Genomic DNA, 26,501 nt, shown 5'->3' on the forward strand with positions numbered 1-26,501 from the left:
TCAGTTTGTCATTTAGAGATTAAACTCAACGCTAATGTTGGATTTACAACTGCTGAAGGTGAGCAGATAGGCATAATTACAGGAGTAGTCTCCGCATCTACATCCCCGGCACCCTGAGTGTTCTGCATATCTTCTGTATTAAGATCTTCAAAAGATGTGCCTACAATCTGATCTAATTTCTTTTTTCCCATCTTTTTTCTCCTACTATTCACTTATTATTTGTTTAGAAGACTAACGCTCACTAATGAAGGGTTTGCTACTATCACTGAAGGTGTCAGTGTAAAGCAGTTTGATACAACCTCCGGGTTTACATCTCCCGCACCCTGTGTCTGCTGCATATCCTCTGCGCCCAGCTCTTCAAAAGAGTTACCGACAACCTTATTAATTTCTTTCTCTCCCATAATTCGGTCTCCTTTTCATCAAACACACTTCTTAAGTGAAATAGCTCCACTAATTACAGAAGCAATTGCTCCGGTAATAGCCAAAGATACTGTCTCAGCCTCTGTGTCTCCGGCACCCTGAGTATTCTGCATATCCTCTGTGTTAAGATCCTCATATGCTGCGCCAACAATTTTCTCTAAATCTTTCTTTCCCATATTATTTATCTCCTTCTCTACTATTCTCTACACTATAGTTTTCGCCTATCATGCCTTTGCAATCTTTGTATAATAATAGCCTGCAAAGAGCTCGACTAAACATTGAATACCGAGCAAAATAAATATACAAGTACCTATTCTATTCAACGAGAATCCTGAACCGTCTTTAAAAAGAAATGTTGACAATCCTTCTCCGATAATAAGCCACAACCATAAAGTCCATGTCGAAGCTGCCTGCGCCTTCGTGATTGCATTCAGAGCTTTTTCATCTCCTTTATGTTTAGTTGTATAAATTGCTCTCCATAAAACCACACCCACAAGTGCTATAGCTGAAATAATAACTAAAACTAAAAGTACTTTTTGATCTTGCATTTTTAATCCTCCTTTTTAAAAGATGCCTGGGAGTGAACTTTTGTCACTCCCAAAGCTATTTCTTTTATTCAATTTTTAGCATTTCTTGGAAGAATAAATCGCGCTTGCTGCAGTAGCAATCACAACAGATAGCGGTACTGTAGTCTCAGCTTCTACATCACCGGCTCCCTGAACCTGCTGCATATCATCTACATCAAGTTCTTCGAAAGCTGCGCCCACAATCTTATCTAAATCTTTCTTTCCCATTTTGTTATCTCCTTTTATCCATATGGATTAGCATTTCTTGGAAGAAACTATTGCTCCGGAAACCGCTGATGCGATTACAGAAACTCCCCATGCAGATACAGGTAATGCGGGTGTTGTCTCAGCATCTACATCGCCGGCGCCCTGTGTGTTCTCCATATCCTCAAGAGGCATCTCCTCAAATGAACCACCTACTACTTCTTCGATCTTCTTCTCTTCTGACATAGTATTATTCTCCTTTTTCAATTATTTATTGTTGTTTACTGTTTTAACCGCAGTTTCCGTTACATGTCTTTGTAACTTTAACCGTTGCTTCAAATCCTAAGCTTCCACCTATAACAACTGCAGCTGATACTGTGATCGCAGGTGTTGTCTCAGCGTCTACATCGCCGGCACCCTGTGTCTGCAGCATCTCATCTTCCTTAAGATCCTCAAATGATTCTCCTACTACTTCATTAATCTTTTCCTGTGCCATGTTCGTTTTCTCCTTTTCTTCTGTTTTTAGTTTGTGTTTTCCGTTAGCTAACTGTTTTTATTTGCAACCGTTTTGCTCAACACCTACCATCAAGTGTTATCAAAACAGGTGATGCCGTAATTGCCATGGCTGCATTGGCCTGGCTTAAGACCGCCATATAATTGAAATCCGCTTCAACATCTCCGGATCCCTGAACCATTTTCATTTCATCAACCGTTAATTCCTCAAACGCCTCTCCTACAAATTTTTTTAATCTCATATTAGTTCTCTCCTTTTTTGAAAACAGTGTCTTTACTTCTGACAAGTTTATATTATCAACCGATACTTAGTTATTTCTCTTTTTAGAATTAATTGTATTAAAGTCGGAACGAACTGTATTTTTTTATTTGGTAATACTTATAAGCGATACGTTTCCGATCTCTTCTTCTCCGGTCCCTGCTGCTTCAAATCCAAAAGTTACTGACTCTCCTGCCGGTATATTCTGATTACTTCCGTCATTTAGTATTGAATAATAATCATCATCTTTTTCTGCTATTGATGCATTCCATATACTCTCAATGTCGGCATCATAGGTGAATTCAAGCTTCCAGTCGGATATCGCATGATCCGAAAGATTTGTTATCGTTACGTTTCCAACAAAACCGGAACCCCAGCTCGATGAAATATCAAGCTCTACACTGTAATCCTCAGGCTTTATCATATATTTCGCATTGACCAATATGACCTCTTCCGGAAGATTTATCTCATCTTCACTCGACGCTTTCTTGGCAATAAACCCAAAGCTCACCGATTCTCCCGAATCAATATCCTGGTCGTAGTCCTCTCCGGATAATATGGTGCGATCTCCGTCCTTACGGGCCTTTGCATCCCATATCTGATCTATCTCATCTTCCAGATCCATCTCTACTTCCCATTTATGGATAGTACTTTCTGTATTGTTTGTAATAGTCACATCTACGTGATAGGTATCACCGTATTCTTCCGTAACGTTATAATCGGTTGTTATCCTGTGATTGCGATATGTCCGTGATTTCTCACTTTCTTCCGTCACTTCACCTTTATATCTAGGCTCCGTCTCTCCGATAGCCTTTAATATATTGATCTCACCGTTTCCGTAGTGAACGTCTTTTCCCTCTTCTCCGAGGTCGTTACTTCCTGCCATCATTAGATCCAAGGCATCATCTATCTGAAAATACGGATGCTTTTCTTTTCCGTATGAATATATGTCTGCAAAACACGCTGTCGCTATTGCTGATGACAAGCTTGTTCCGTATGAAACCGTGTACCCTTGAGGTACTCCGATTGTCTCAAGCCCATTGTCTATATACGTCGGAAACGTAACATAGATAAAAGCTGTAAGATCAAGTAACCCGTCCGTGTACACCAGATCTCCTCCCGGAGCACAGAATTCCACGCAAGATCCATAGTTGCTGTATGAGGCTTCTGAACCGTTCCACACAGAAGATATAGTATTAACTCCTTTTATCTCACCGGGTAAATGCAACACTTTGTTGGACTCGTAATTTTGATCCAGATCAATGCCTTTATTACCTGACGAAGCAAAAACCGCTACACCATTGTTCTGTGCATATCTGATAGCTCTTTTATACGCTGCCACCAAAATACGTTCATCACAATCATCCACGCACTTATATGTTCCCAGACTTAGATTTATGACATCGTTTCCATCATTTACCGCATCCACTATCGCTGCAAGAGTCCAGCGCGATTCACCGTCTGTTGCATTCATTACTTTATATGGAGTGATAGTCGCATCCGGTGCTATCTGCGCGATTACGCCCGCCGTTTCCGTTCCATGACTGTGATAATCTGTCAGGCTGTCATCACCATCAACGTATGACTTTCCTCTAGCCAGATCGAGCTTTCCGGCAAGTACCGGATGTGTTGTGTCAACTCCGCTATCGATATGCGCGATCCTTACGCCTTTTCCTGTTGTATATTCAAGTGATTGTCTATCGTCTGTAACTTCATCCAAATGCCAGGCAAGCATATCAAATAGATCGTAATCGTCGATTTCCTCTTCCGCCATCTCCTCGCTTTCCGGCGTGATATCGGAAACATCAACATCGCTAAGGTCATCCTTGGGATCTTCAATCTTAGGAAGATCTCCCGTTACCTCTATCTGACCACGGATGCTCTTATCTTGCACAATCTCCTCCACGTCAACTGACTCCGGATAGATAAGATGAAGCAAATTAATGTCTTCGCATACTTCAATTTGGATCTTTTCATCTTGCTCTTTTATCTCCTCAGTAACCTTATCGATATCCGCATTTTCTTTTAGCAGGATATCCATCGTCTGTTCCTTATCCTCAGCGGCTTCCGCCGTTATGGAGAAGCCGCCGATGAATATGGTTAGAAGGGCTGCAAGAAACATATTAAGAGCTAATTTACGATATATACCTTTCTTCATTTTCATCCCCTTTTTTAGTGCTTAAGTCATGCTGCGGTTGCATTCTGTAAAGTCTTGCATAGTAGCCGTCTTTTGCCAGCAGTTCTTCATGGTTACCCTGTTCCACGATTCTGCCGTTATCCATAACAATGATCCTGTCAAAATCACGAATAGTAGCAAGTCTGTGTGCAACGACAACTATAGTTGCCTTCATATTGAACAGATGGTCCATGACAATCTTTTCAGAAGCATTGTCAAGCGCACTGGTAGGTTCATCCAAAAACACTATCTGAGGATTCGAAATGATCGTCCTTGCTATCGCTATCTTCTGTCTTTGTCCACCGGACAGATTCTGTCCGCTCTCAGAAATTCTGGTCTCAAGACCAAGCGGGAAACTCGCTACAAGTCCTGTAAGGTTGGTCGCAGCCAAAACCTTATTTATCTCTTCATCCGTGAAATCGCGTCCCATTGTGATATTCTCTCTGAAACTTCCGCTAAAGAGCATATTCTCCTGAAGAACGATTCCAACTTTTTCCCTTAATCTATGTACATTTAAATCTTTTACATCTTTCTTTCCGTATGCCACTCGTCCGTTGGTTACCGGATATAGGCTCGCCATAACTTTCATCATCGTGGATTTACCCGATCCGCTGCTTCCTACGATCGCAACCTTTTCAAAAGGCTTTATGCTGACTGATACATCAGATATCGCATACTTGGAAAACTTACTGTATCTGTAAAAGACATGTTCCATATCTATATCTCTGCACGATTCAGCCGGAAGCTCTTTTCCTTCAGTTTCTGTCTCGTTCGGCGTATCCATAATGTCAAGCAATCTTTCTATATAAACCTTCACCGTAACCAATTGTCCGTACGAACTCATGATCGCAACAATAGGGCAAAGGAATGATGCACCTATAGAACTGAATGCAACGACTCCTCCGAGTGTCATCTTGTTATGCAGAACCAGATAATAACCACCAAGGAAGATGCTCAGCGGATAAAAGATCTGAATAGTCTGCGTCGCGTTATACAAAAACGATGCATACTTGGCACGTTTCTTCTCAAGTCCGATCTGCTTCTCAAAGTTATCCTGCCACTTATTAAAAAGATTCTTCTGAGAGTTGGTTGATTTAATGGTAAAAATGTTGTTTACCATCTCATTTATCATGTCCTGAGATTTTGTAGTTACAACCATCTCGTTCTGAGCAATCTTTCTGTTTATCTTGGTATTGGCATCCAGGATCAAACACAAAGCTCCGGCAACAAAAATTGTAAATGTCGCCAGCGCCGGGCTGTAACGCATCATAGCAGCCAAATACAGGAAGAAGAAACAAATATCTATCAAAAGCTCTATCATCTGATCTATGATGACCTGCCTGATATAAGTATTGGAGTTGATCCTGTATATCAATTCTCCCTTACTCCTGTTAACAAAGTAGGAATACGGAAGATCCAAAAGCTGCTCGATTGTATCGCCCAAAAAGCCTTTATCAAATGCCGTTTGCAGCTTGGTGATAAGCCGCGTTCGAATCAGATTAAAAATAAAATAATTAGCCGATAGCCCCACAAGTATCATCAGTAATACTTTTAGACTAAGGAGTCTTTGGTTCTCAAATCCATCCACAACAGACTGTATTACGTGAGGAACCAAAAGACTCATGCATTGCATGATCATTGAGAAAAGCAATGTGGTCAAAAGAAGCTTTCCATGCCTCTTTCCATTCTCGGCAAGTACCGGATGGATTTTTGGCAACTGGAATTTTCTTTTATTGTCACTTGTCGGATATAAAATTATCTTTGAAAAATGTTCTTCAAATTCTTCATTGGTAAGTTTCTTTTTACCTGATGCCGGATCGACCAATGATACCGACCCCGGCGAAACTTTCTCTACCACTACAAAATGCTTACGATCCCAAAAGGCTATAAACGGCTTTGGAACCATCTTAAGTGATTCTCTCCCGATCTTAATTGCTTTGGAAAGCACTCCGTTTTCTTTAAGCACTTCCTGAATCTGCAGTAAGTTATAGCCACCGTTCGGAACTCCGTATCGATCTCTAAGCCCCGATAATTTTGTCTTATCGACAAAATAGTCAAGCATCATAGAGGCACAGGCCAGTCCGCATTCAGAATGTTCGCATTGTTGTTGAAATCTAACCTTCAAACCACTACCTCCTTGCATTTATATTTTTCTTTTAAATAATCTTCAAAAGAGTCATAATTGAGCATTCCCGTATCTCGCCAGTAGTTGTATTCACCGAATTCGATATCAAGATTGCTATTTTCTTTATGTTCTTTCTGTAACTGCACCGATGCCTTCATATATGGAAAAGTTCTTTCTATATACTTATTTGATTCATGCGGAATATATGCATACTTGTTGATGCGTCCGGCAATCTCTCCGGAAACCTTTTCCATCCATTCCTCATTATCAAGCTGATCCGGAATCATAGCTGCATTAGCAGATGCAATTACATTTCCGCCCATATATGACATAATTTCGCCAAGCGGCTTTGTTACTGTGTCAAACCCATTCGTCCCGCAAGTACTCAGAATCACTACAGGTTTTCCCTGAAGCCTGAATGTATGTGCCCACCACGAAGACTTATCAATTATCAGCTTTAGATCAGCTGTAAAATAATGCATATAAACAGGCGATGCTATGATAAACAGATCGGATTCCAATATTTTTTCATGTAATAAATTGAGATCATCTCTGTTAACACAATTCGTCCGCACAAAACACTGCGAACATCCCATGCACGGTGCAATATTAAAATCTTGCGGAAAAGCATATTCGACTTCAAACTTTTCCTTATCCAATCTGTCCGTTATTCGTTTCGCGAATCCGGCAGTATTACCTTTTTTTTGCCTACTGCCGATCAGAACAAATATCTTTTTCATATCATTTTCCCCGTTCCTGTTTAGTTACATGTTTCCAGCAGCAAAATGTTGTTTATGTTGTGCTCAGCGTACAGATACATCCAAGCAATTCCACTGATTCCGTCAAATACACCCTTGCTTTCGATATCACCAACCCGGCTTACCTTGTAGCCTTCATAGAGTGAATGCATGTACATGTCGGACATGTATCTCTTAAGATAATTCATCCACTTCTTATCTTTGGTGTATTCGTATAGCATCTTAAGTGTTGTCACGATACTTCCCGTTCCGTGGCATAACGTATCCGATCCGACCGTTTCATTCAGCATTGCTTCGAATTTATTTATCAAACTGCCAAGCTGTCTCTTGTTAACAAGGCTATCATCGATTCGGGTCAAAGCGATTCTTGCCTGGATCATACCCGGATAGCCCCAGCACCATTTAAAATCTTTCTTAGGATCAATACCTAAACGATATTCGTGAGAAAGAAGTTCCTTAACCTTTTTGGCATCATACTTTCCTCCGGAAACAAGGCCGTAAACCATTCCGCTAATGCCATGTGCCATACCGGATTTAGTTTTTCCTTCATCATATTCTTTATTTATTCTTTTCCTTGTTATCTTTATGTATTTATCCAGATTTTCTTGGACAAACTCTATCTCGGGGAAGTTTTCCTTAATAAGGCTCAGCAACCTGACTATTCCGGCCAATCCCGCCGTGTAATCGTTGTGCTCATACTTCTCCATTAGTTCATCGGTAATCTTATGAACCGCCTTCATTGTCGCTTTGATGTAATCAATATCGTAAACTGTGTTAAGATATTTCTTCTCCAAGATCATCGGATAAATCGGTGACAAACGTCCCGTAAATGCGCAAGACACACTAGCCGGTTTAGCCTGAATGATTGCTGACTTCATCAACATGCGATAAAAATCCAGATATCTTTCTTCTCTCGTCTCTCTGTAGAGTTCAAGGTATAAAACTGCTATACCACTCAATCCGCCGTAAAGATCTGTCTCGCAAGCCTTAAGGCCCCATTTTTCATCTTTATCGCAATCAAGATTGATGAATGCACACTCATCATCTTTTACATAAGCCTCTTTCATAAGCTTGTCCGCAATATCCTTAGCATGAGGCATATAATGAATCTTTTTTGCCTCAGAAACAGTTCCTACCTTACCAAGTTTCATGTTAAGGAACGGATCCATAATTCCAAGAGAGAGTGTCATGATAGTCTTCTGAAGTTTTATCTCTTTTTCAGTAAGCATAAGGAGCTTTCTTCTTGATGCTTCATAGCCCGACATCTTATAAAAGTCCGGATACTCACATCCTCGACTGTCTATAACGTCAAGCGAATCAGTATATGTAAAGAAGATAGGTATGTCGTTAAACAACATATCTTTTACTTCGCTCTTGATAACTCTTTTATCCCTGTACGGATAAGCCCAGATATTCATCATAAGGCGCTCTCTGTACTTCATATCACTGTTATAACGGGGATGATTTGCATAGCGAATCATTGATGCATATCGCTCCGTAGCCTTAAGCAGTGCCCTGATTTTTTTACCTTTGAACACCTCAAGTATCTTGAGAGCTTCCGATTTATGTTCAAGAATAAATTTCATAAACTGTTCAAAAGCCTCAACGATCACAAGATTATATTGTGAAACATCTACATCTTTATTTTTTCCGTACTGCGGAATATTATCCCCTGCGGGGAAATGTCCTTTTATATTTTCAAAATGAAAATCAGCCGTATCTACATTCTTGGGCGCAAGATATTCCCCTGAAAGCTCTCCGCCTTTTCCGTCAAGCGCACTGAGATTGATTGATTCCTTTCCTCCAAGTCTGGTCTGCTTGGGAAGAAGCATGGAAGCTCCTACAGACTCGTTTTCCAAACGCTTCACCATGTCAATGTACGCCGATTCCCCCTCTACCTGCGACGGAACCTGGAAAAGAGTCTCCAGATCAATGATTACCGGATGCTCGCCATGAGCTATAATGTTCTCCAAATGTAAGTCGTTTATACTAAGCAAATAGCAGATAGCTACAAGATAGCCGTATCTTGTATAGAAGCGCTCCACTTCTTTTTCAGACTTACAATAAATCTTCTCAACAAACTCGTTGTATGCATAAGTTTCTTTGTAAATTCCCCTAGGGATCTTGATGTCAAGCATACCCGACTTGCCTACATACCAATCCACAAATATTTCAAACGCCTTGCTTATATCAAGGTTCTTGGGCTTGTAAACAAGCTTCTTATCTCCGAATTTAAGGATTGAAACCGAATTACCCTGTGCGTGTGAATCACCTGTTGATAATGAGATATCCGTAAACACTAGCTTCTTAACGCCAATGAACTTCTCTATTTCCTTGTGATCGTTATCGAGATGCTCAAGGATATCGGAATAGTTCTTTATCATAAAAAGAGTCCTTACGGTAGCCACCCTTGCGGCTACCGGATAGCTCTCATAAAACGAAATAAAATCTTCTTTCTTGCCGAAAGAATTCTTCAAAAACTCTATGAACTGCTTCTTTTCATTTCTCGCTCTGAACTTATGGTGTTCCTTATATATTGCAAGCCTTAACGCCGTAAGTTTTCCAAAGACACCAAACATCTCTGCCACATGACTCTCAATGAAAGCATTAAGGACCTTATCTTCAACTTTTATATTCTTAAGATTATCAATCACTTTGCTGATTCTTTTTTTTAGATAAACGGTATAAGGTAATGTAGCAAGACCGACACCTGTTTTTGTATCAATCATCTCATCTTTAAATCCGTTAATGATCTCTTCGTAGGTGTCATACCATTTGTCGCTCTCCTGCTTATCAAGCTCAACATCAGGCTGAAGTGCGTACGCAAATTCCTCTTCCGTCATATTGTTCTCTTTAAGCATCTCTTCGAAATACTTATCTTTCAGTAATGATCTGACATCTCGCCACTCTTTTAAATAGCTGTAGTCAACATCTACATGGCCGGTATATGCCCGGCGCTTTTCTTCGATTGTTCTTGCCCTTTTGATCATTTCATTCATAGTTTCTAACCAGCCCTTCTACTTCTAATCGTTTTCTGTTTCATACATCTATTTATCGCTAAAGGTGAAGCCCCATGTATCACCTGACATGCATATACTATCAACAATCACCTTCCCAAAACGGTGTTGGGAGTTAACATGCATAAAAAAGGAACCAACTGCATTTTTTGTTCAGTTGATTCCAAAGTAAAAATCAAAAAGCAAATTATTATGTTTGTATGCCCAAAATCTATCCAAAGATATTAACGGTATTACGCACAAAAATGGGAGCAGATTTCCGACGGTAACTTACCCTTTGTTACCAACCGGGAATCTACTCCCATTTTATTTTTTGTTTGTAACCTTCTTTTCAGTTGCTTTTATTAAGGCCAAAACCATCCACCGATATCATCGATCATACTATATACCCTCCCAATTTTTATTTTTTGTAAAAGTCTCTTACATGTGCATTTGTTTTCTTGCATCTGATGATTCTATATTACAAAAAATAAAACGGAATAACGGTTATGGGAATCAACGGTATAAAAATTGGAACGAACTGTATTATTACGCAGTTAACATCAAAGTGGCTCTGGCTGTGAACACTTGATTCTCACAGCTAAGCTGCAGCTTTCCGGCATACTTTTGCGTTACACGCTCTATATTGGAAAGTCCGAAACCATGCGCTTCTTTGTTATCTTTCGTAGTCTCGATCCTGTTATCTCTTATAACAACATCTTTTACACATGAGTTCTTTACAGAAAGGATCCAAATACTCTTTTTCAGGATAGACTGTATCTCTATCTTCCTCTCGCCATCAACCTGCTTGGCCGCTTCAATTGCATTATCAAGCAGATTGGAAATTAAGATAACAAGATTAACGTCCTCAATCTTATTGGCGGGAATATTGCCTTCGATCGTCATCTTAATACCATACTGCGCTGCAGTCTTGGCCTTGGATTCTAGTAGTGCGTCCGCAATAAAATTACCGGTATCGAACATCTTGACTTTAGTTGTGTCCATGGTTTCCTGCATCTTGTCGATATACTCGGTTGCCTGATCGTATTTTTCCTCTTTTATAAGAGAAGCAAGTGCAAGCAAAAGATTCTTTGTATCATGTCTGAATCTGCGAAGCTCTGTATTTTTATCATTCATCTCGATATATGATTCGGTTATCTGTTTCATAGGTTCTTTCAGATTACCTATCATGGTATTCATAGAAATATTCTGCTCGCGAACCATAATGACATGCATTATAACAATCAGGATAAACACAAAAATAATTACGCACATCTTCTTCAATGAATCAACGGCTCCGGGAATCTTAAAAACTCTTACCTCCAGCACTCCATATGTCATACACGTAACAAATAAAAGAAAGTATTCCAGTACCGTTAACTCTGTAAAACATACTCTGGCAATGTTGATGCGTTTGAGGAAAGACAATACAATCAAAAATACAAGTACCAATAATTCCGCAATAGTAACAGCAATGTCGGCGTCTATCCTCTGATATCCGGTTATGTTCATCCTATTACTTATAATAAACAGGAACTTTATATTCTGGGCGACACAATCGATCAGATTCTCATAAAACGGAACCGTAATAATAAAACTGGGTTTGAATCCGTATTTTGCCCACAGAAACGGGATAACCCGCATGAAATAAAGAAAGATCATCACGAAATATACAGCTCTCGGTCCATAGTTTATCATCGGCCTGTATGCATAAGTGATGGCCGCATAAACAGCTATCCAGATCCAATTGCTGTTTTTCCATTTCTTTTTTTGATAGTCAAAAAACTTTTCGAATACAATCCAAAAGTTCGCGAAAACAACAAGTCCGCGAATAGTGTAAATTCCCAGAATCAATCCAATACTTTCCATATTCTTATACCCCTGCTTTTACAAGATAATCCGAATAGATATTGTTAAACTCCTTGTACTTTAGTCTGCTGATAAGAAGCTTCTCGCCTGTACTCATGGTAACCTCTTCATGATTGTAAGAGTCAACCTGAGCCAGATTGATCAAGAAGGACTTATAGCACCTGTAAAATTTCCGGGGGGAAAGACGTCCCTCAATGGCGCCAAGTGTCTCATGGCACTCCATCTCTTCGCGGCCGTCACAGAAATGTAAGATACAGTTTTTGCCCATACCTTCAACATAAGATATTATGCTCTCTTTAAAGAAATGATTTTCTCCGTCCAAACGGATCTTAAGAACGCTGTCCTCTTCCATAGTCTTTAAGAAAGCATCAAGAACATCAAAGAATTTATTATCATCAATCGGCTTTGTCAAAAAACGAAACGTGCCGACTTCAAACGTATCAAAAACGATAGACGGATAACTCGTCGCAAAAACAATAGTGGAATTCTTGTCATAAACTCTGATCTTCTTAGCAATCTCGAGTCCGTTCTCGCCGTTGTTCTCAAACTCGTAATCCATAAATATCAGATCGTACTTCTCACCCGATCCGATAAGTTTCTCTCCTGCGTCATACTCATTAAGCGTGTAGTCAAAATCTTTTTTCATGGAGTATTCAAGAATCCTCTTCTTGATCTCTCCTCGCATAAATTTAGAATCGTCGCAAATAGCAATCTTTACCATTTTCCCCTCCAACATCATCTGAATTAATTGGATTAAAACCACTGATGTCGCGCCCCCACGACCTTTCTATTATTATGCCAAATTTTGCTCGGTTTAGCAATTGCTACTGTCCCAATCTTATTCTCTTATATATTCCGTACTGCCTCTCCTCTTCTTGTACTGCATCATAAACCAGACCTTTTGCCTCCAAAACCCTGTCAACTGCCTGCGCAGGATCCATAGTATGATACGGTAAAAAGAGTCCGCGCAGCTCCTTTGGTTTTACAGTCTTATATACCTGTCGCGATGATCTTCCATATGTATACGAGTAGTAACGGTAAATATATCCGATCCAATACATCTCATTTGCAGTATATTTAACTGAACCGTAGTCAGACACTCCATATTCTTCATCAATGCGCTCCAATATATCTTTTGCCTGGAGGTTGGTCTGTAAAATTGAAGCATTATCAATCTCTTTTGCTATATTACTGTTCATAAATCTTCTTATAAAAATCTCTGAACTCGTTCCCTGTTCGGACAATGAAAGTTCAAATGTCTTGGCTTGTAATTCGCACAAAAGAAGTCCGTCTCTATCTATCTTCCTTACCATATTTAAAAACCTCCTTCCTCTGATCATTTAAGTATCTCATCTATATAACGACCTTTTCCTCTATATTGCCTGCGCGCCAGCTTGACCTTATCATCACCAAGCCTTGTCTCCTCAGTCCTAATATCCATATAATAATCGCGTTCATTCATAGGAATATAGCACCTCTCCACAAGTTGCAACTTCTTTACTGCACGCTTGCTCGTAAACACATATTGATTACCCAAATTCGTCGCAGCCAGGCAATGCTTGCACTGCTCATCAGTTATCTCTCCGGCGATAAAAGAATTAATAATCTGGAACATCCTGTTATCCGCAATCGGGGCAATAATATAATCACAATCTCTCGATTCAGCTACTATCTTCCTGATCATAGGGTGATCTTCATACTCATCAAGAGCCCCTCTGTAATATGCTATAGTCAGCATCCATTCACGATTTACTCTGTATTTCTTAGCCTTAAGCCCGGAATCGTTAAAATCTAAGAAGTAAACCGATGATTTTTCAAATCCGGAGACAAAAGAGATTGCTTGATCGTAACTCTCTCCTGTATAAAAGCCCTGACCAAAATCGTTGTTGGTCCTGCTCATATCAACTCTGATCTCGCCGGCAATCTCACCTTTAGCTCCATGAAAAAGGAGCTTATGTCCCGGCTTTATGCTCTCAAGCCACAACATTTCTTTTAATCTTCCGAGTCTGATATTATTATCAAACGCATAGCTATATACCTTCTCCAGTAATTTGTCGGAAGGGGTGGTCTTGCCCTGTTCACTTCTGGACAAAGTAATCTGTTGAACTCCTATTTCATCAGCCAGCTCATCCTGGCTCACTCCCAATATCTCGCGTATTGACTTTATATCATAGTAAAAATTGTAATCCATTTTGCCTACCTCTCAACTTATTTATATCATATTACTTAAATAAGTTCAACAACTTGTCTAAGTAGTATTACTTAAACAAGTTTGCGTCCTGAATAATTCCCCGTAAAAAGCGCCCTCCAAAAGCGGAAGGCGCCGATTGGCATGTCGTTATTTATATTCGGGCAAAAGAACTTACTTAACAACCGTAAAGTTGATCACTTCCGCGTTAAAGTAATTCTCCCAATATTTATTGTACTCAGCTTCTCCGCCGGTAAATTCCACGGTATCATCAAAGTTGTTGGTTTCTCTCGTAAATCCGTAATAACTTACATTACCCGCCGAATCATAGGATTCGGTAATATCGTCCTTCATCATAAGTCCCGTTCCATCGGGATTGAAAAAATACACTTCATAGGAATGCGGGTTACAACCATAAATCAAACCGTCAGATGCCGCCAAAGGGTAAGCTGTTCCGGCGGAACCCACATAACCAAGGCTCCTGATCTTTCCGTTAACCTCTCCGTACAAAGTCGCTCCGATCGAAGCATTGGTCTTATCATCATTCTTATAGACATAGTCCGTTACCGCAAGCACATCGCCCTCGTGTCCTATGACATTAATATACGCATAGCCCTGACCCTCGGTGAGATAAGAAATTACCTCGTCAAAGCTTTCAAAAGTTTCCTTCTGCGCAGCCTGCTGAACAAAATCATCAAGCAAGACATCATCGCCCGGATACATTGCCTCTGCAACAGCCTGAATGTCGAAGCCATCAAGATTCTTAGCTACAGTAGAAAGGCTGTACGCGATACCGATCTCGATATCATACCAAGTGCAAAGATCTGCGCACTCATCGCCCACATATCTGTAGAACTTCGCCTCCATGTTTCCGTCGCCCCATCCGGCGAGCTTGCCCTCATCTGTCGAAGTCCACTCATAATTCATTCCCGAAATATCGGCATAATCTTCAGCTCCGTACTCCACTCTGGCAGTGAAATTATTCCCATCCAGATCAAAAGTTACTTGATAAAGAGGCTTCTCATCCCCCTCTTTATCCATTGCACTGCAAACAACATTTGTAGCACCTTCCGGAATTTTAAAGTAGCCTTCCGTAATATATCCGACCTCTTCCTCGGTAGCATCTCTCCAAGGATTTGCAAGCTGTGTTCCCGCATTCTCCGAAGTCTCACCGGCACTCTCCAATGCGCCGCCGTTATCGGAAACCTCAGAGCTTCCGGCAGAATCCGCACCGTCCCCGGCCGAGCCGTTTCCGCATCCCGTCATCAGCAGCATAGCTGCCATTGTCAAAAGAACTGTCGTCTTACAAAATATATTTTTTCTCATAATATTTCCTCACTTTATCTTTTACTCAACCGCTGTAAAAACTACTACTTCCGATTCAAAATAACTATTGCTGAACTGTTCAAACTCCTCTTGCCCACCGTTAAACTCAGTATATTCATCGGTGGCGCGCTCTCTGTAACTTCCAAAATACTGCCCCGGAGTTACATCCGATTGATAAAAATGCTCTTTCGTAACCAGCGCCTTCGATTCCGGATTTACAAAATACACATTATAGTTGTAATCGTCATAGGTATAAAGAGCATCACTCGAAACCGCAAGCGGATAGTCTTTATCGGCGCCTGCGATACTACCTAAATTTACATAAACATCACCGGATTTTGAATAGACAGAAGCCTGATTTGAAGTAATGACACCCTTGTATGGATAAATGATATCCGTGATCAAAAGCATATCCTCGTCACAACCGTCCAACCTAACATAAGCATATCCCTGTCCCTTGGTAAGATAAGAAATAATCTCATCAAAACTCTCAAACTCCGTCTTACCTGCTGCCTTCTGCACAAAATCCGCCGGTAAAGGCACATCCTCTTCAGGCTCTGCTTCAGTTTCGTCAGGTGTCTCTCCTTCTTCCTCATACTCCTCTTCGGATTCTTCAGATTCTTCAGAGTTATCGTCACCACCGTTTAATACAATAGTGTTCGGATCGTCAATCGTCACCCTGTCATTTGGTTCCTGCGGATCGCCCACGCAACCCGTCAATATAAGAATCGTCGCTATTATCAAAAGAGCTCTCGCTCTTCTTATAATATCCTTTCTCATTACTCTTTCCTTTCATATTACAATCAAAACAAAATCACTGTTCCTTCCCCAAAGAACAATGCTTACAAACAAAAAAGTGCACGGAAGAATATACTTCCATGCACTAGTATATCATATTCGGATGAATATTACAAATTAGTTAAACTTTCTTAGGATGTTTGCAAGAATTGCTCCCGAGATATTATGCCATACAGAGAATATGGCTCCCGGAACAGTTGCCATTGCAAGATCGGGAAACGCTGTAGTTGCCAATGATGTGGCAAGTCCCGAATTCTGCATACCGATCTCAACAGAAAGAGCTTTCTTTTTGGACACAGGGAGTTTAAGAAGAACTCCGAGGAAATATCCAAGAAGATATCCAAGCAGATTATGAAGAATAACAACTACAAATACGATAGCGCCTGTAGTAAGAATTCTCTCTGCGTTATGAGATACAACTGCCGCAACGATAAGAGTGATCGCAACAACCGATACAACCGGCAATATTGTAACCACCTTCTCCGTTACTTTTCCAAAGAACTTATTGATGATAAGTCCGAGTGCGATCGGTATGATAACAACCTTGATGATCGAGATAAACATGCTCTTTACGTCAACGGATACCGTTGTTCTAAGAAGCATATATGTGATAGCCGGTGTGAGGAACGGTGCAAGAAGTGTGTTGACACTTGTCATTCCAACAGAAAGAGCAACATCACCCTTACTAAGATATGTGATAACGTTACTTGCTGTTCCGCCCGGGCAAGTTCCTACAAGGATAACACCTGCAAGAAGACCAACCTCAAGACCGAAGATCTTACCAAGCGCAAACGCCAAAAGAGGCATTATCGTGAACTGCGCAAGAGCACCTATCAGGATCTCTTTAGGTCTTTTAAACACAAGCGCAAAATCCACAGGCTTAAGAGTAAGTCCCATTCCGAACATAACGAGCATCAACAGATAATTGATCCAGCTCGTCTGAATCCAGAGACAGCTCTGTGGCACAAAGAGCGCCAGTGCCGCAACAACAAGTACAATGATAGCCATGTACTTTCCCACAAAATCACTTACTTTTTTCATACTACAAAAACCCTCCTAACATATTGGATAAAACCTGTATTACCCAATATCATAGCCCTCACCGGACGGGATTTCAAGGACGATCGAATTTAATTTTTGTGGGATTGATCTTAGTGTCTTTTATAAACCACTGACCTTATCCGCCGAGACCGTATTATTTCTCAGGTGAACGGAACTCAACGATCTTAGCCTTATCCCTAAGATTCTGGATCTTATCTATGAGTGTCTGGTCATTTGTAAATTCAACTCTTTTACTCTGATCATTTGACTCATTGTAATAGCCCCAACCACTGCTATATTCAAGGTAATCCTTATGCACGACATCCATGCCGTCCTTTGATACAAGGTATGATTCAAGACCATCACGTTTTCCTGTTGCGAAAATAATACCATTATCAGTTATACTTATATCTCCGCCAGATCCTTCAGGGTTAAGACGACCGATACATCTTACTACACCGCCGACCTCTGTATAGAACATTGCATCACTGCAATAATTCTTCGCCTTATCATCTGAATCCTCAGTATCGCGAGTGTATACGTCGCCAGCCTTTGCTACCAAAAGAACTGCTCCCTGATAGCCTTTACTGTAAATATATGCGACCCTCTTGTCACTTCCTAAAGATCTCTCGAAAGATTTAAGATCTTTATAATTGGTAACCTCTTTATGATCTTCTGTTCCGGTTAAACTGGAAGCATCATTCTGCTTCATCACAACAGCGGTAGTCTCAACTACACCAACTGCCTGTGAACCGATCATAGTTGCCACTCCAAGAGCTCCAACGGTCAAAAGACCTGTCGCAAGCTTTAATACTCTATTTTTCATATCATATACTCCTTTTCCTTTTTATAAGCGTTTGTAAAAACAATACATGGAGCACGCGTTCAGCAGCACTCCATGCATTGCCTCAAGGTGAACTTTTAACCCTGTTCCGGGGAATTACTCTTTATTACTTTGTGCCTCTTGTAAATACTATTTCCGGAACATTTACACTGTCATTATAATAATTCTGGAGATCCTGCTGAGTTCCATTATAGTATTCATTAGAAACCTTGTTGGAAGATCTTCTATATGAATGGATTACTTTTCCGCTCTGTCCATTAGCAAGCTCGATATAGTCTTTATGCTCAAGTGATCTTCCGTCTGTTGATAAGAAATATGTCTCAAACGTAAAGTGCTGCGAATTTGCGATAATAACTCCTCGATCGGTCAACTGCAAAGGATCGTGTGCGGCAAGTTTACCTGCGCAATATACTTTATCTTCGCCACTCTTCTTAGTGTAGAATGTTACTGTTTCTGCTGTGTTGCGACCGTCTAATGAATCTGCCACCGCAATAACAGAAACATTCGCACCTTGTACATTAACATAAGCATATCCCTGATTCTTTGTAACAGAATGCTCTACCTCTTTAAGATTTTTGAACTTCGTAAGAGTTCCTGTCTGTGTGCTACCTGAAAGCGCAGACTCGTTCTCCTCCATAGGTACATCAACAGACTCTGTATCAACAGATAATTCTGCAGCAGGTGCCTCTGCCTCAGGCTCAGCAACCTCTGTAGCGGGAGCCTCTGTCTCCACACCTGTTGTCTCAGGAGCCTCTGCTCCGGTTGTCTGTGCGCTACCACAACCTGTCATTGCAACCATTCCTGCAAAGATAAGTCCTGTAGCAAGCTGTACGCCTCTCTTCTTCATATTCAATTTCTCCTTTCCTTATATAAGACTTTTTATAAAAAAACAAGGAGCATGCACACACATACTCCATGCATTTTATCATATATATCACTTATTTGTTTCCCCATTGGTATTATAACCGTCATATAAGTGATGGAAAGCCAAAAGTCTCTTCACGTGTAACATAATAACACATATCCGTACGTTCGTCCAGTAAAAAGAAGCAGAAACTCATCGATAAAATCAAGTTCCCGCTTCCAAACGTGCTTTTTAAATGTTAACCCTTGCTTTATTATTGTTATTTCACTTTAAATGAAATAGGCTCAACATTTCCAAACAATGTTTTTTCAAGATTATCATAATCCTTTTGTGTACCTGCAAAAGTAACCTTGGGGCTGTTTAAATCCTTAGCTCTGGTATATCCGGTGTAAATCTGGCTTTTTCCATCATCAGAATTAACAAAGCTGATACTATCCTTAGCTTCGAGTTTCTTTCCGTCAGCTGATATCATAAATGATTCAAATGAGTATGTAGTATGAGCCACGATCACTCCGTTGTCAGATATACTGATCAACCTAGAAGTTGCTCCGGTATTGATCTCTCCAACGTATACGACCGGTCCTCCGTCCTTTTGAACATAAACCTTCGCCTGAGTAGCTCTGTTATTATCATTCTCCATAGGATGGTCAGCTACCAGTAAAGCTTCTCCCTGCAAGCCCTTGAGATAAACATACTTATATCCCTGGCCTTTTTTTACCGGAATATCACCGAGATCATCCGCATCTTTCACGATAGTTCCTGCACTACTCGCATTTAATGCACCTTCACGCGCAGCGTTTTCCTTCATGGCATATTCAACTGTCTCGACACTAGCAAGTCCGCTTACTGCCTGAACGCCTGTAAATCCTGTTACCGCAAATACTCCTGCTGCCATTACAGCTGCAGCCAACTTCATACTTTTTCTGATCATCTCTTTTTCCCTCTTTCCCTTTTTATTTCACATCAAAGACAACATCAACACTTACTTTGTCAGCGTCTTTACGAAGTTTATTGTATTCGGCCAAGGTGATATCACATTCAACCGGATCTTTAGTATTTACATCCCTTTTATATCCCCAGCATGTTCCGTTTACATCCGAATCATCATCCTGGAAGAAGTCCTTATGCAACAGTTCTCCTCCATCAGCTGAAAGGAAATATGTCTCATAAGTGTGATGACTATGAGTATAGATAACGCCTGTCTTGGGATCCATATGGAAAACCTGTCCTGTTGAACCGGTCTTCAAAGCGCCTGCCGTTACGATCTTACCGTCTGCTCTCTTTGAATAAATTACCACATAGGTTCCGTATGCCACACCATCTCTTACAGCAATTCCCGCATGATCATCATTAGGGTCATCATCACGTGGCGCAACTACAAGAGCTTTTTCACCATAGCCGGCAATCTTAACGAACTTATATCCGTCGCCCTTCTCAAGGTTCTTTACTACATCATCAAGACTCTTATACTCTGTAACTTTACCGGTAATACCCTTTTCTCCGCTATACGACAAAGCAGACGAGCGTCCGTTCTCCTCCATAGTTTTCTCAACAGCCGTAATCGTTCCGCCTATGATTGACTGCACTCCTGCAAATCCTGTCACTGCCATCATGCCTGCAGTCAAAAGTCCTACTACCGCCTGTGTTTTCATCTTCATGTTCTTTCTCCTTTCCTTTTAACTATAACCATTAAAACATGGAAGCCATAAAGCCCCATGGGTCTAAGTATATCATCATTATCTTTTATCCGTCCAGACATAGAAAGGCGGAAACTCTGCACTGCTGCTGAGTTTCTGCCTTTTGTTATAACTCTTTTTTATTAAAAAGTACTTCTATCAGGTGTTTTCATCGATATAAACACCGACTCTGTTCTGAATAATCTTTGCAGCTTCTTCTGCTGTCTTTTCTCCTTTGAAATATGCCGAAGCTTCTTCCATGACAATATTTGAAATCTGCATGTTAACGCTTGCAAATGTATCTATTGCAACTACATAATCATAAAACTTCTTAATATCATCCTCTGATATAGGATCTAATTTTATATCTTCGAAGGTCACAGGATCATATGTGTTTGCAAAAGTATCATTATCGCTTGCTTCCTTGGTGGCTGCCTGAAGCTGCTCTTCAAACACAGGTTTTACCGGCGAAAAGCCGCCTGTTGATTGTGTATTTGCAGTCATCATATCTCTGATAAGATCATAAATAACGTCCATATGCTCTGTTTTACTGTTTATGGCAAATGAAGGACCCTGGATCGCAGCAAAATTCTTTCCGAGATTATTGGGACATCCCACCATCTCAATATCACCATGGAATATAACCTGCTTAAGCTTAGCGTATTCCCATATATTTCTGAATCCTATGTTGTAAAATATTGCATCTCCCGTGGTGTATGGCGCATCGATATCAAAATCATTAACAACATCAACCGGTTCTTCATCAGGGAAATTATTTGTGAATTTCAAAAACTCAACAAACTCCGGTGAATCAAAGTTGCACTTCTTGCTCTTGATATCGAGGAATTCTTTTCCATAATATACCCAAAAATATGAGCAGACATTCATTCTTGTGTTTAGTGAACCAAACGCGGCTTTATAATCCGTTCCTCTGCTTTTAATAAGCTCTTCACAGTCCTTGTATGACAAAGATGTTTTACCGTTTGCATCTTCTGCTCTGACCACATATGTAAGGGGCTCAAACGAAGGGATGAATGTATAAGTCTTGCCGTTATAATTCATCATCTCTTTGATGTTGGGAAGGATCTCAAGATCTCCCAAAGGTCCGCCTTGCTCAAAAGCAGGTGCAAGATCAAGCAGTATACCCTTATTGGCGTACTTTTCTATAGCAGATTCATTTCCTGAAAAGCACATGATATCGGCCACTTTTCCGGCAGTAAGATCAAGGTTAAACTGCTTAATAATGTCTTCGTAGTTGCCATTACCAAGCTCACTGTAATCAATTATCTTTATAGCATACTTATCGTTTGTTCTGTTGAATTCCAAAATCTGATCTTTAATTTGTTTCTCCAGATACAGAGCCGATAATGTAATTATGGTTTTATCTTTCACATCCTCAGGATTTACCTTGGTAAGCTTTACAAGCGAATCGGTTGCATTATAATCCGCACCGGTATCCGCGAGAATCTCTTTTTCATTTAAGGCAATAAATCCTACGCGCGACAACACTTGATCGGAACTGATGGATGAGTCTGTGTAATCAAGCAATTTATCAGCCGTGTCTGTTTGTTCGTTATATTTATAAACTCCGTCTGAATCCGCACCATATAATGTGTTGTTTTCATCCTTAAAGAAGGTATAGTATCCGTGTGACTCAAAACCTCCGAGTTTCTTTTCTACTTTATTGTTTTCAGCGTTAACTATAACGAATGATTGATCATAACTTTTTTCATCAAAATAATTTACAAACAGCTTATTGTCCGCAAGTTCGAGAACATTCATAATTCCGCCCATGCCGCTGAAAGTTTTTTTGTCTACAAGCACTTTGAATCCGGACTGCTCGTCAAAAGTCTCGAGGCCATCCAACATACCGCATACAAGGCCGTGTTTCTCGGTCCATGTCATAGATCTGATATAAGACCAATCTTCCTCCAATTCTTTTGATATATCATATTTGTAAACAACCTCTCCCGAAGGAGTAACCTTTTCAAGAAAAGATCCGGTTACTTCATCATCACTGCATTCCCGGCTCAATCCAGATTGAGCTTTTTACTTGTAATGTTTACGGTAGCAACAAAGAAAACTACTATTAATACAATTGAGCAAACAAAGTTCCAAAAAAGATCCTCATATCCCCAAAAGTGATCGCCGCGATGTGCCACGCTCATGCCTAAATTCTTCATATAAATGAACATCAAAGTAAAACCTAATACTGTAAAGCAAAGTATCGTTCCGATCGTACTGTGATTGCGCCACAGATTTCCGATGCATATGCTAAAGATCAGTGCCATAACCCCTGCGATGCCCATGAGAAACATAACAAAAAGTAGGTATATTATCTTAAGCACCACTTTCGGATCTGTGCGTTCGTTAATGACATGCATGATCGATTCAGGCGTAAATGCCACCAAAGAGATGAACGCCGATGCGCAAAAAATTGTCGCCCATATTAAGGTAACAATGATCTTAGAGGAAACGATCACTTTGTTTGATGCCGGAAAAGTATATGTCAAGTATGCTTCGTTTGTATAAAGACTCTTGCAGTAGTATTTTGAGATCATGTGCAGAGGTGCGATCACACATAGTACCATCAATCCCAATAGTTCAATCAGTGCATATTCTGTATCTTGAGACCAATGTTGCAATATGCTGCACACTATACCCAACAGTATGGTTATACCGCACAGTAATGCCATTACCGGCGCTGTCTTTTTAAGGTCGTATTTAATAAACTTTCCTAACATCTGTATACCTCCCTGAACAATTCATCAACCGACATCCCTTCCTCAGCTCTTATGTCATCAATAGGCTTAAAGAGCTTGATACTGCCGTTCTGTAAGAAAATAGCTTCATCAAGCACAGGCTCGACTTCGGAAATGAGGTGAGTTGCGATTATCATCGAAGCTGTAGGTTCATAGTTACTTATAATGGTTCGTAAAATGTAATCCCTTGCTGCGGGATCCACACCTGCGATAGGCTCATCAAGAATGTAGAGCTTGGCTCTGCGGCTCATCACAAGCATTAATTGCACTTTTTCTTGATTACCCTTTGAAAGAGTCTTGAGCTTAGCCTTCGGATTAAGATTAAGGCTTGAGATCATCTCCATCGCTCTGTTCTCATCAAAGTCTTCATAAAAGTACTTGAACATATCAACTATGGCTTCAATTGTCATATCCCCGTCAAGGTACGTTTGATCCGGCAGATAGGATATTGCCGCTCTGCTGTCTGCCGTTCCTGCGGGATTACCGTCAACAAGTACCGTTCCGCTGTTAGCTTGAAGCAATCCGCATATTATCTTAATAAGCGTTGTCTTTCCGCTTCCGTTGGGACCAAGTAAACCGATTATGTGTCCCGGTTCGATTGAAAGACTTACATCATTCAATGCCGCAACACTTCCATATGTCTTAGATAATCCCTGAATTTCTAAAAGATTATTCATACTTCTCTCCTTCTAAATAATTGTTGTTCAAATCATTTTTGTGCGTATTCTTTTACAAGTTCCAAGATCTCATCTCCCGTAAATCCGAGCTTTTCCATGCTCTTGAAGAATTTTTCGATCTGTACGTCCACAAGTGACTTTCTTAAGTTTTTAATCATGTTATCGTCCTCCGTTATGAAACGGCCGCTGGTTCTTTCTGAGTGAACAAGCCCCGTCGATTCCAGTTCACTGAGTGCCTTCTGCATTGTATTTGGGTTTACGCCGGCTTCGCCTGCGAGGTCGCGAACACTCGGCAGCTTATCTCCCGGTTTGTACTTACCCGAAACAATATCAATCTGTAGATGCTCAATAATCTGGACAAATATCGGGCTGTCCGAATTAAGGTTCCATGGCATAGTACTCTGTTCCTTTCTATATAATTTTTATTCTGTATTACTGTACTAATCACTTAGTACAATAATACAATAGTGCAATTTCAAAATCTTGTCAACACCTTTTTAATATTTAGTAATTAATCCGCAATAAAATATTGACCAACCTCATCTGCGCGATTATTGTATTAATAATAGTTATTTTTATAAGGAGAAGAGAAAATGTATAATCTGTTGGAAATACAAGGTTTATCTAAGAGATACGGCAACGTCCAAGCTCTTTCAAACATCAACCTTTCCATCGGCTCCGGACATATAACGGGCCTGCTTGGACCAAACGGAAGCGGAAAGACAACGCTCATTAAGATCATATGCGGTCTTTTACAACCAACTTCCGGTACAGTGCTTATAGACGGTAATCCCGTCAGCCCTCAGAGTAAAGCAATCGTATCCTATCTTCCGGATACGACCTATCTTGATAACAGCATGACTGTTGAAGCCGCGATCGCCATGTTCATGGATTTTTACAGAGATTTCGACGCTAACAGAGCTTACGCGATGCTTTCGAATCTTAACATCAATCCCAAGCTCAAGATGAAGACTCTTTCAAAAGGAACCAAGGAAAAAGTTCAGCTCATCCTCGTAATGAGCAGAAGAGCCAGACTCTACGTCCTTGACGAGCCCATAGCAGGCGTTGATCCCGCCGCAAGAGATTACATTTTACATACTATAATTAACAACTACGATCCTTCCGCAACCATCCTCATCTCCACGCACCTTATAACCGACGTGGAACAGGTTCTTGATGAAGCCATCTTTTTACAGTACGGCAACATCAGACTTTATCAGCCCGTTGAAGCCTTAAGAATGCAAAGCGGCAAATCGGTTGATGAATTATTCAGGGAGGTGTACAGATGCTAGGAACACTTATCAAACACGAATTTAAGAATACATGGGTAATAATGTCGCTTATATGTGCGATCACTATAGCCATCGGACTTGTAGGCGGATTGTTTTTTAAATTTTTGGTTGCTTCGGAATCTTTGGAAGACGGTGTGGGTCAATTCCTTTTGGTTTTCGGAATACTGGGATTTGCCATGGTGCTCTCGGCTCTTCACATGGCTTCCGTGATCTACCTCGTGGTACATTACTACAAGAGCCTTTACACCTCGCAGGGATACCTGTCATTCACACTTCCCGCGAGCATCACCGAGGTTGTTTCTTCAAGAATGATAACAGGATGCGTATGGTCGGCGCTCGTTTCTTTATCGATGGGACTCTGCATCTTTGCAGCAATAACCATCCCGGGCGGCCTTCCTTACGTAAGAGAATTCATAGATGATCTCATGTCAGTTTCGGTGGATTTTAATATCACATCACTTGTGCTGCAATGTACCTTCACTTGGATACTCAGAAGCTTCGCAACACTTATGACATACTTCTTCTGCATAAGCATCGGCCAGCTCTGGAGCAAGCACAAGATCCTCGGCGCAGTACTTTGCTACTTCGCCACAAGCTTTGTTTTGATGATCATATCTTTCAGCCTCAACTACGGCAACCTGTTCTTCTCACCCGAATCACTAGGCGGATACGACGGCTTTAGCTACTTATCGGAAATGCTCACAAAGACCTTGATCTACTCAGTAGTACTGATCGCAGTCTTCTACGGCGCATCGATATTTACATCAAATAAACAGCTCAATCTGGATTGAGGATAAAAAAGAATGCCGGATCATATGATCAATGTCATTAAGTTAACATTGGACTCGGGGACAAAAAGAATCAAAGAGGATGTTGGAATAGTTCCTTCATCCTCTTTTTCTATGTCATTTCCACGTCAAAAAGACGGATTAAAATCCGCCTGAGCTTAACGTGTAAAATTCAAAGCTTTATGCTACCCTATAGAGGAAACCTCTGAAGATTCTTGCAGACTGGTATCTTACCCGGTGCCTGTCTGGTCTAATAGGTACAAGATTTCTTGAAATGATGGTTTCCAGATCTGGTGGAGATGTCGTACCGCGGTAATACTTTCTGCACATGTGAGCTGCGACCGAAAAATTGGCTTTA

At 40.6% G+C, this 26,501-nt stretch carries 29 protein-coding genes; 2 read left to right on the forward strand and 27 right to left on the reverse strand.

Annotated elements, in window-relative coordinates; genetic code table 11:
• Nucleotides 1–8: 8 nt before the first annotated feature.
• The 27 genes from BM377_RS12905 to BM377_RS13035 all read right to left on the reverse strand — a co-directional run bounded on the left by BM377_RS12905 (nt 9) and on the right by BM377_RS13035 (nt 24,458).
• On the reverse strand, nt 9–191 hold the full coding sequence (locus BM377_RS12905; protein ID WP_092249226.1) for a lichenicidin A2 family type 2 lantibiotic: 183 nt from the start codon (nt 189–191) through the stop codon (nt 9–11).
• Nucleotides 192–215: 24 nt separating this feature from the next.
• Nucleotides 216–401 (reverse strand): mersacidin family lantibiotic, encoded by a 186-nt coding sequence (locus BM377_RS12910; RefSeq protein WP_092249229.1) that lies wholly within the window; start codon nt 399–401, stop codon nt 216–218.
• An 18-nt stretch (nt 402–419) separates the two neighbouring features.
• Nucleotides 420–596, reverse strand: a complete 177-nt coding sequence (locus tag BM377_RS12915; RefSeq protein WP_092249232.1) for a lichenicidin A2 family type 2 lantibiotic — start codon at nt 594–596, stop codon at nt 420–422.
• Nucleotides 597–644: 48 nt separating this feature from the next.
• On the reverse strand, nt 645–968 hold the full coding sequence (locus BM377_RS12920) for a hypothetical protein (RefSeq protein WP_092249235.1): 324 nt from the start codon (nt 966–968) through the stop codon (nt 645–647).
• 75 nt (nt 969–1,043) lie between these two features.
• Entirely contained in the window at nt 1,044–1,214 is a 171-nt protein-coding gene (locus BM377_RS12925; protein WP_092249238.1) for a lichenicidin A2 family type 2 lantibiotic, read from the reverse strand.
• Between the two features lie 27 nt (nt 1,215–1,241).
• Nucleotides 1,242–1,436, reverse strand: coding sequence for a lichenicidin A2 family type 2 lantibiotic (locus tag BM377_RS12930; RefSeq protein ID WP_092249241.1), 195 nt, complete (start codon nt 1,434–1,436; stop codon nt 1,242–1,244).
• 43 nt (nt 1,437–1,479) lie between these two features.
• Nucleotides 1,480–1,686 carry a mersacidin family lantibiotic gene (locus tag BM377_RS12935; protein WP_092249244.1) on the reverse strand — a complete coding sequence of 69 codons (207 nt, stop codon included), beginning with the start codon at nt 1,684–1,686 and terminating at the stop codon, nt 1,480–1,482.
• A gap of 76 nt (nt 1,687–1,762) precedes the next feature.
• Nucleotides 1,763–1,945, reverse strand: coding sequence for a lichenicidin A2 family type 2 lantibiotic (locus BM377_RS12940; RefSeq protein ID WP_092249247.1), 183 nt, complete (start codon nt 1,943–1,945; stop codon nt 1,763–1,765).
• 123 nt (nt 1,946–2,068) lie between these two features.
• Entirely contained in the window at nt 2,069–4,120 is a 2,052-nt protein-coding gene (locus tag BM377_RS12945; RefSeq protein WP_177223885.1) for a cellulose binding domain-containing protein, read from the reverse strand.
• Nucleotides 4,098–6,263 (reverse strand): peptidase domain-containing ABC transporter, encoded by a 2,166-nt coding sequence (locus tag BM377_RS12950; RefSeq protein WP_092249252.1) that lies wholly within the window; start codon nt 6,261–6,263, stop codon nt 4,098–4,100. Before BM377_RS12950 ends, BM377_RS12945 begins: the two co-directional genes overlap by 23 nt.
• Nucleotides 6,260–7,003, reverse strand: coding sequence for a flavodoxin family protein (locus tag BM377_RS12955; RefSeq protein ID WP_092249255.1), 744 nt, complete (start codon nt 7,001–7,003; stop codon nt 6,260–6,262). The genes BM377_RS12950 and BM377_RS12955 overlap by 4 nt, the downstream gene beginning before the upstream one ends.
• A 20-nt stretch (nt 7,004–7,023) precedes the next feature.
• A complete protein-coding gene (gene lanM, locus BM377_RS12960) occupies nt 7,024–10,020 on the reverse strand; it encodes a type 2 lanthipeptide synthetase LanM (RefSeq protein WP_092249258.1) in 2,997 nt (998 codons plus the stop codon).
• A 546-nt stretch (nt 10,021–10,566) separates the two neighbouring features.
• A complete protein-coding gene (locus BM377_RS12965; protein ID WP_092249261.1) occupies nt 10,567–11,886 on the reverse strand; it encodes a sensor histidine kinase in 1,320 nt (439 codons plus the stop codon).
• Between the two features lie 4 nt (nt 11,887–11,890).
• Nucleotides 11,891–12,607: a LytR/AlgR family response regulator transcription factor gene (locus tag BM377_RS12970; protein WP_177223886.1), complete on the reverse strand. Its 717-nt coding sequence runs from the start codon at nt 12,605–12,607 to the stop codon at nt 11,891–11,893.
• Nucleotides 12,608–12,710: 103 nt separating this feature from the next.
• A complete protein-coding gene (locus BM377_RS12975) occupies nt 12,711–13,199 on the reverse strand; it encodes an antitoxin (protein WP_177223887.1) in 489 nt (162 codons plus the stop codon).
• A gap of 23 nt (nt 13,200–13,222) precedes the next feature.
• Nucleotides 13,223–14,077: a DUF3990 domain-containing protein gene (locus tag BM377_RS12980; RefSeq protein WP_092249266.1), complete on the reverse strand. Its 855-nt coding sequence runs from the start codon at nt 14,075–14,077 to the stop codon at nt 13,223–13,225.
• A gap of 171 nt (nt 14,078–14,248) precedes the next feature.
• On the reverse strand, nt 14,249–15,400 hold the full coding sequence (locus tag BM377_RS12985; protein WP_092249268.1) for a hypothetical protein: 1,152 nt from the start codon (nt 15,398–15,400) through the stop codon (nt 14,249–14,251).
• Nucleotides 15,401–15,421: 21 nt separating this feature from the next.
• The gene (locus BM377_RS12990; protein WP_092249271.1) at nt 15,422–16,180 is read right to left on the reverse strand and encodes a hypothetical protein; all 759 of its coding nucleotides are present in this window, start codon (nt 16,178–16,180) and stop codon (nt 15,422–15,424) included.
• A gap of 135 nt (nt 16,181–16,315) precedes the next feature.
• The gene (locus BM377_RS12995) at nt 16,316–17,239 is read right to left on the reverse strand and encodes a bile acid:sodium symporter family protein (protein ID WP_092249274.1); all 924 of its coding nucleotides are present in this window, start codon (nt 17,237–17,239) and stop codon (nt 16,316–16,318) included.
• 154 nt (nt 17,240–17,393) lie between these two features.
• Nucleotides 17,394–18,065 (reverse strand): hypothetical protein, encoded by a 672-nt coding sequence (locus tag BM377_RS13000; RefSeq protein ID WP_092249277.1) that lies wholly within the window; start codon nt 18,063–18,065, stop codon nt 17,394–17,396.
• Between the two features lie 124 nt (nt 18,066–18,189).
• Nucleotides 18,190–18,930 (reverse strand): Tim44 domain-containing protein, encoded by a 741-nt coding sequence (locus BM377_RS13005; protein WP_092249280.1) that lies wholly within the window; start codon nt 18,928–18,930, stop codon nt 18,190–18,192.
• A 277-nt stretch (nt 18,931–19,207) separates the two neighbouring features.
• Nucleotides 19,208–19,879 (reverse strand): hypothetical protein, encoded by a 672-nt coding sequence (locus BM377_RS13010; RefSeq protein ID WP_092249283.1) that lies wholly within the window; start codon nt 19,877–19,879, stop codon nt 19,208–19,210.
• A 22-nt stretch (nt 19,880–19,901) separates the two neighbouring features.
• A complete protein-coding gene (locus BM377_RS13015) occupies nt 19,902–20,606 on the reverse strand; it encodes a glycosyltransferase family 2 protein (protein ID WP_092249286.1) in 705 nt (234 codons plus the stop codon).
• 177 nt (nt 20,607–20,783) lie between these two features.
• Nucleotides 20,784–22,658, reverse strand: a complete 1,875-nt coding sequence (locus tag BM377_RS13020) for an extracellular solute-binding protein (RefSeq protein ID WP_092249289.1) — start codon at nt 22,656–22,658, stop codon at nt 20,784–20,786.
• Nucleotides 22,655–23,368, reverse strand: coding sequence for a hypothetical protein (locus tag BM377_RS13025; protein ID WP_092249292.1), 714 nt, complete (start codon nt 23,366–23,368; stop codon nt 22,655–22,657). The genes BM377_RS13020 and BM377_RS13025 overlap by 4 nt, the downstream gene beginning before the upstream one ends.
• Nucleotides 23,362–24,063 carry an ABC transporter ATP-binding protein gene (locus BM377_RS13030; protein ID WP_092249295.1) on the reverse strand — a complete coding sequence of 234 codons (702 nt, stop codon included), beginning with the start codon at nt 24,061–24,063 and terminating at the stop codon, nt 23,362–23,364. The genes BM377_RS13025 and BM377_RS13030 overlap by 7 nt, the downstream gene beginning before the upstream one ends.
• Before the next feature lie 32 nt (nt 24,064–24,095).
• Nucleotides 24,096–24,458 (reverse strand): GntR family transcriptional regulator, encoded by a 363-nt coding sequence (locus tag BM377_RS13035; RefSeq protein WP_092249298.1) that lies wholly within the window; start codon nt 24,456–24,458, stop codon nt 24,096–24,098.
• 198 nt (nt 24,459–24,656) lie between these two features.
• On the opposite strand from BM377_RS13035, the gene BM377_RS13040 reads away from it, so the two are divergent.
• A complete protein-coding gene (locus tag BM377_RS13040) occupies nt 24,657–25,355 on the forward strand; it encodes an ABC transporter ATP-binding protein (protein ID WP_092249301.1) in 699 nt (232 codons plus the stop codon).
• Nucleotides 25,349–26,146: a hypothetical protein gene (locus tag BM377_RS13045; protein ID WP_092249304.1), complete on the forward strand. Its 798-nt coding sequence runs from the start codon at nt 25,349–25,351 to the stop codon at nt 26,144–26,146. Before BM377_RS13040 ends, BM377_RS13045 begins: the two co-directional genes overlap by 7 nt.
• Nucleotides 26,147–26,501 lie beyond the last annotated feature (355 nt).

Source organism: Butyrivibrio sp. INlla21 (assembly GCF_900116875.1).
GTDB lineage: Bacteria > Bacillota > Clostridia > Lachnospirales > Lachnospiraceae > Butyrivibrio.

Excerpts from the sequence above, each read along its gene's own strand:
- BM377_RS13040 (WP_092249301.1), top strand. The coding sequence starts at position 24,657 with ATGTATAATCTGTTGGAAATACAAGGTTTATCTAAGAGATACGGCAAC.
- BM377_RS12980 (WP_092249266.1), bottom strand. The coding sequence starts at position 14,077 with ATGGATTACAATTTTTACTATGATATAAAGTCAATACGCGAGATATTG.
- BM377_RS12970 (WP_177223886.1), bottom strand. The coding sequence starts at position 12,607 with ATGGTAAAGATTGCTATTTGCGACGATTCTAAATTTATGCGAGGAGAG.
- BM377_RS13025 (WP_092249292.1), bottom strand. The coding sequence starts at position 23,368 with ATGTTAGGAAAGTTTATTAAATACGACCTTAAAAAGACAGCGCCGGTA.
- BM377_RS12995 (WP_092249274.1), bottom strand. The coding sequence starts at position 17,239 with ATGAAAAAAGTAAGTGATTTTGTGGGAAAGTACATGGCTATCATTGTA.
- BM377_RS13010 (WP_092249283.1), bottom strand. The coding sequence starts at position 19,879 with ATGATCAGAAAAAGTATGAAGTTGGCTGCAGCTGTAATGGCAGCAGGA.
- BM377_RS12915 (WP_092249232.1), bottom strand. The coding sequence starts at position 596 with ATGGGAAAGAAAGATTTAGAGAAAATTGTTGGCGCAGCATATGAGGAT.
- BM377_RS13005 (WP_092249280.1), bottom strand. The coding sequence starts at position 18,930 with ATGAAGAAGAGAGGCGTACAGCTTGCTACAGGACTTATCTTTGCAGGA.
- BM377_RS12985 (WP_092249268.1), bottom strand. The coding sequence starts at position 15,400 with ATGAGAAAAAATATATTTTGTAAGACGACAGTTCTTTTGACAATGGCA.
- BM377_RS12940 (WP_092249247.1), bottom strand. The coding sequence starts at position 1,945 with ATGAGATTAAAAAAATTTGTAGGAGAGGCGTTTGAGGAATTAACGGTT.
- BM377_RS12945 (WP_177223885.1), bottom strand. The coding sequence starts at position 4,120 with ATGAAGAAAGGTATATATCGTAAATTAGCTCTTAATATGTTTCTTGCA.
- BM377_RS12905 (WP_092249226.1), bottom strand. The coding sequence starts at position 191 with ATGGGAAAAAAGAAATTAGATCAGATTGTAGGCACATCTTTTGAAGAT.
- BM377_RS13030 (WP_092249295.1), bottom strand. The coding sequence starts at position 24,063 with ATGAATAATCTTTTAGAAATTCAGGGATTATCTAAGACATATGGAAGT.
- BM377_RS12990 (WP_092249271.1), bottom strand. The coding sequence starts at position 16,180 with ATGAGAAAGGATATTATAAGAAGAGCGAGAGCTCTTTTGATAATAGCG.
- BM377_RS12925 (WP_092249238.1), bottom strand. The coding sequence starts at position 1,214 with ATGGGAAAGAAAGATTTAGATAAGATTGTGGGCGCAGCTTTCGAAGAA.
- BM377_RS13000 (WP_092249277.1), bottom strand. The coding sequence starts at position 18,065 with ATGAAAAATAGAGTATTAAAGCTTGCGACAGGTCTTTTGACCGTTGGA.
- BM377_RS12965 (WP_092249261.1), bottom strand. The coding sequence starts at position 11,886 with ATGGAAAGTATTGGATTGATTCTGGGAATTTACACTATTCGCGGACTT.
- BM377_RS12935 (WP_092249244.1), bottom strand. The coding sequence starts at position 1,686 with ATGGCACAGGAAAAGATTAATGAAGTAGTAGGAGAATCATTTGAGGAT.
- BM377_RS13035 (WP_092249298.1), bottom strand. The coding sequence starts at position 24,458 with ATGCCATGGAACCTTAATTCGGACAGCCCGATATTTGTCCAGATTATT.
- BM377_RS13045 (WP_092249304.1), top strand. The coding sequence starts at position 25,349 with ATGCTAGGAACACTTATCAAACACGAATTTAAGAATACATGGGTAATA.
- BM377_RS12910 (WP_092249229.1), bottom strand. The coding sequence starts at position 401 with ATGGGAGAGAAAGAAATTAATAAGGTTGTCGGTAACTCTTTTGAAGAG.
- BM377_RS13015 (WP_092249286.1), bottom strand. The coding sequence starts at position 20,606 with ATGAAGATGAAAACACAGGCGGTAGTAGGACTTTTGACTGCAGGCATG.
- BM377_RS12975 (WP_177223887.1), bottom strand. The coding sequence starts at position 13,199 with ATGGTAAGGAAGATAGATAGAGACGGACTTCTTTTGTGCGAATTACAA.
- BM377_RS12955 (WP_092249255.1), bottom strand. The coding sequence starts at position 7,003 with ATGAAAAAGATATTTGTTCTGATCGGCAGTAGGCAAAAAAAAGGTAAT.
- BM377_RS12920 (WP_092249235.1), bottom strand. The coding sequence starts at position 968 with ATGCAAGATCAAAAAGTACTTTTAGTTTTAGTTATTATTTCAGCTATA.
- BM377_RS12930 (WP_092249241.1), bottom strand. The coding sequence starts at position 1,436 with ATGTCAGAAGAGAAGAAGATCGAAGAAGTAGTAGGTGGTTCATTTGAG.
- lanM (WP_092249258.1), bottom strand. The coding sequence starts at position 10,020 with ATGAATGAAATGATCAAAAGGGCAAGAACAATCGAAGAAAAGCGCCGG.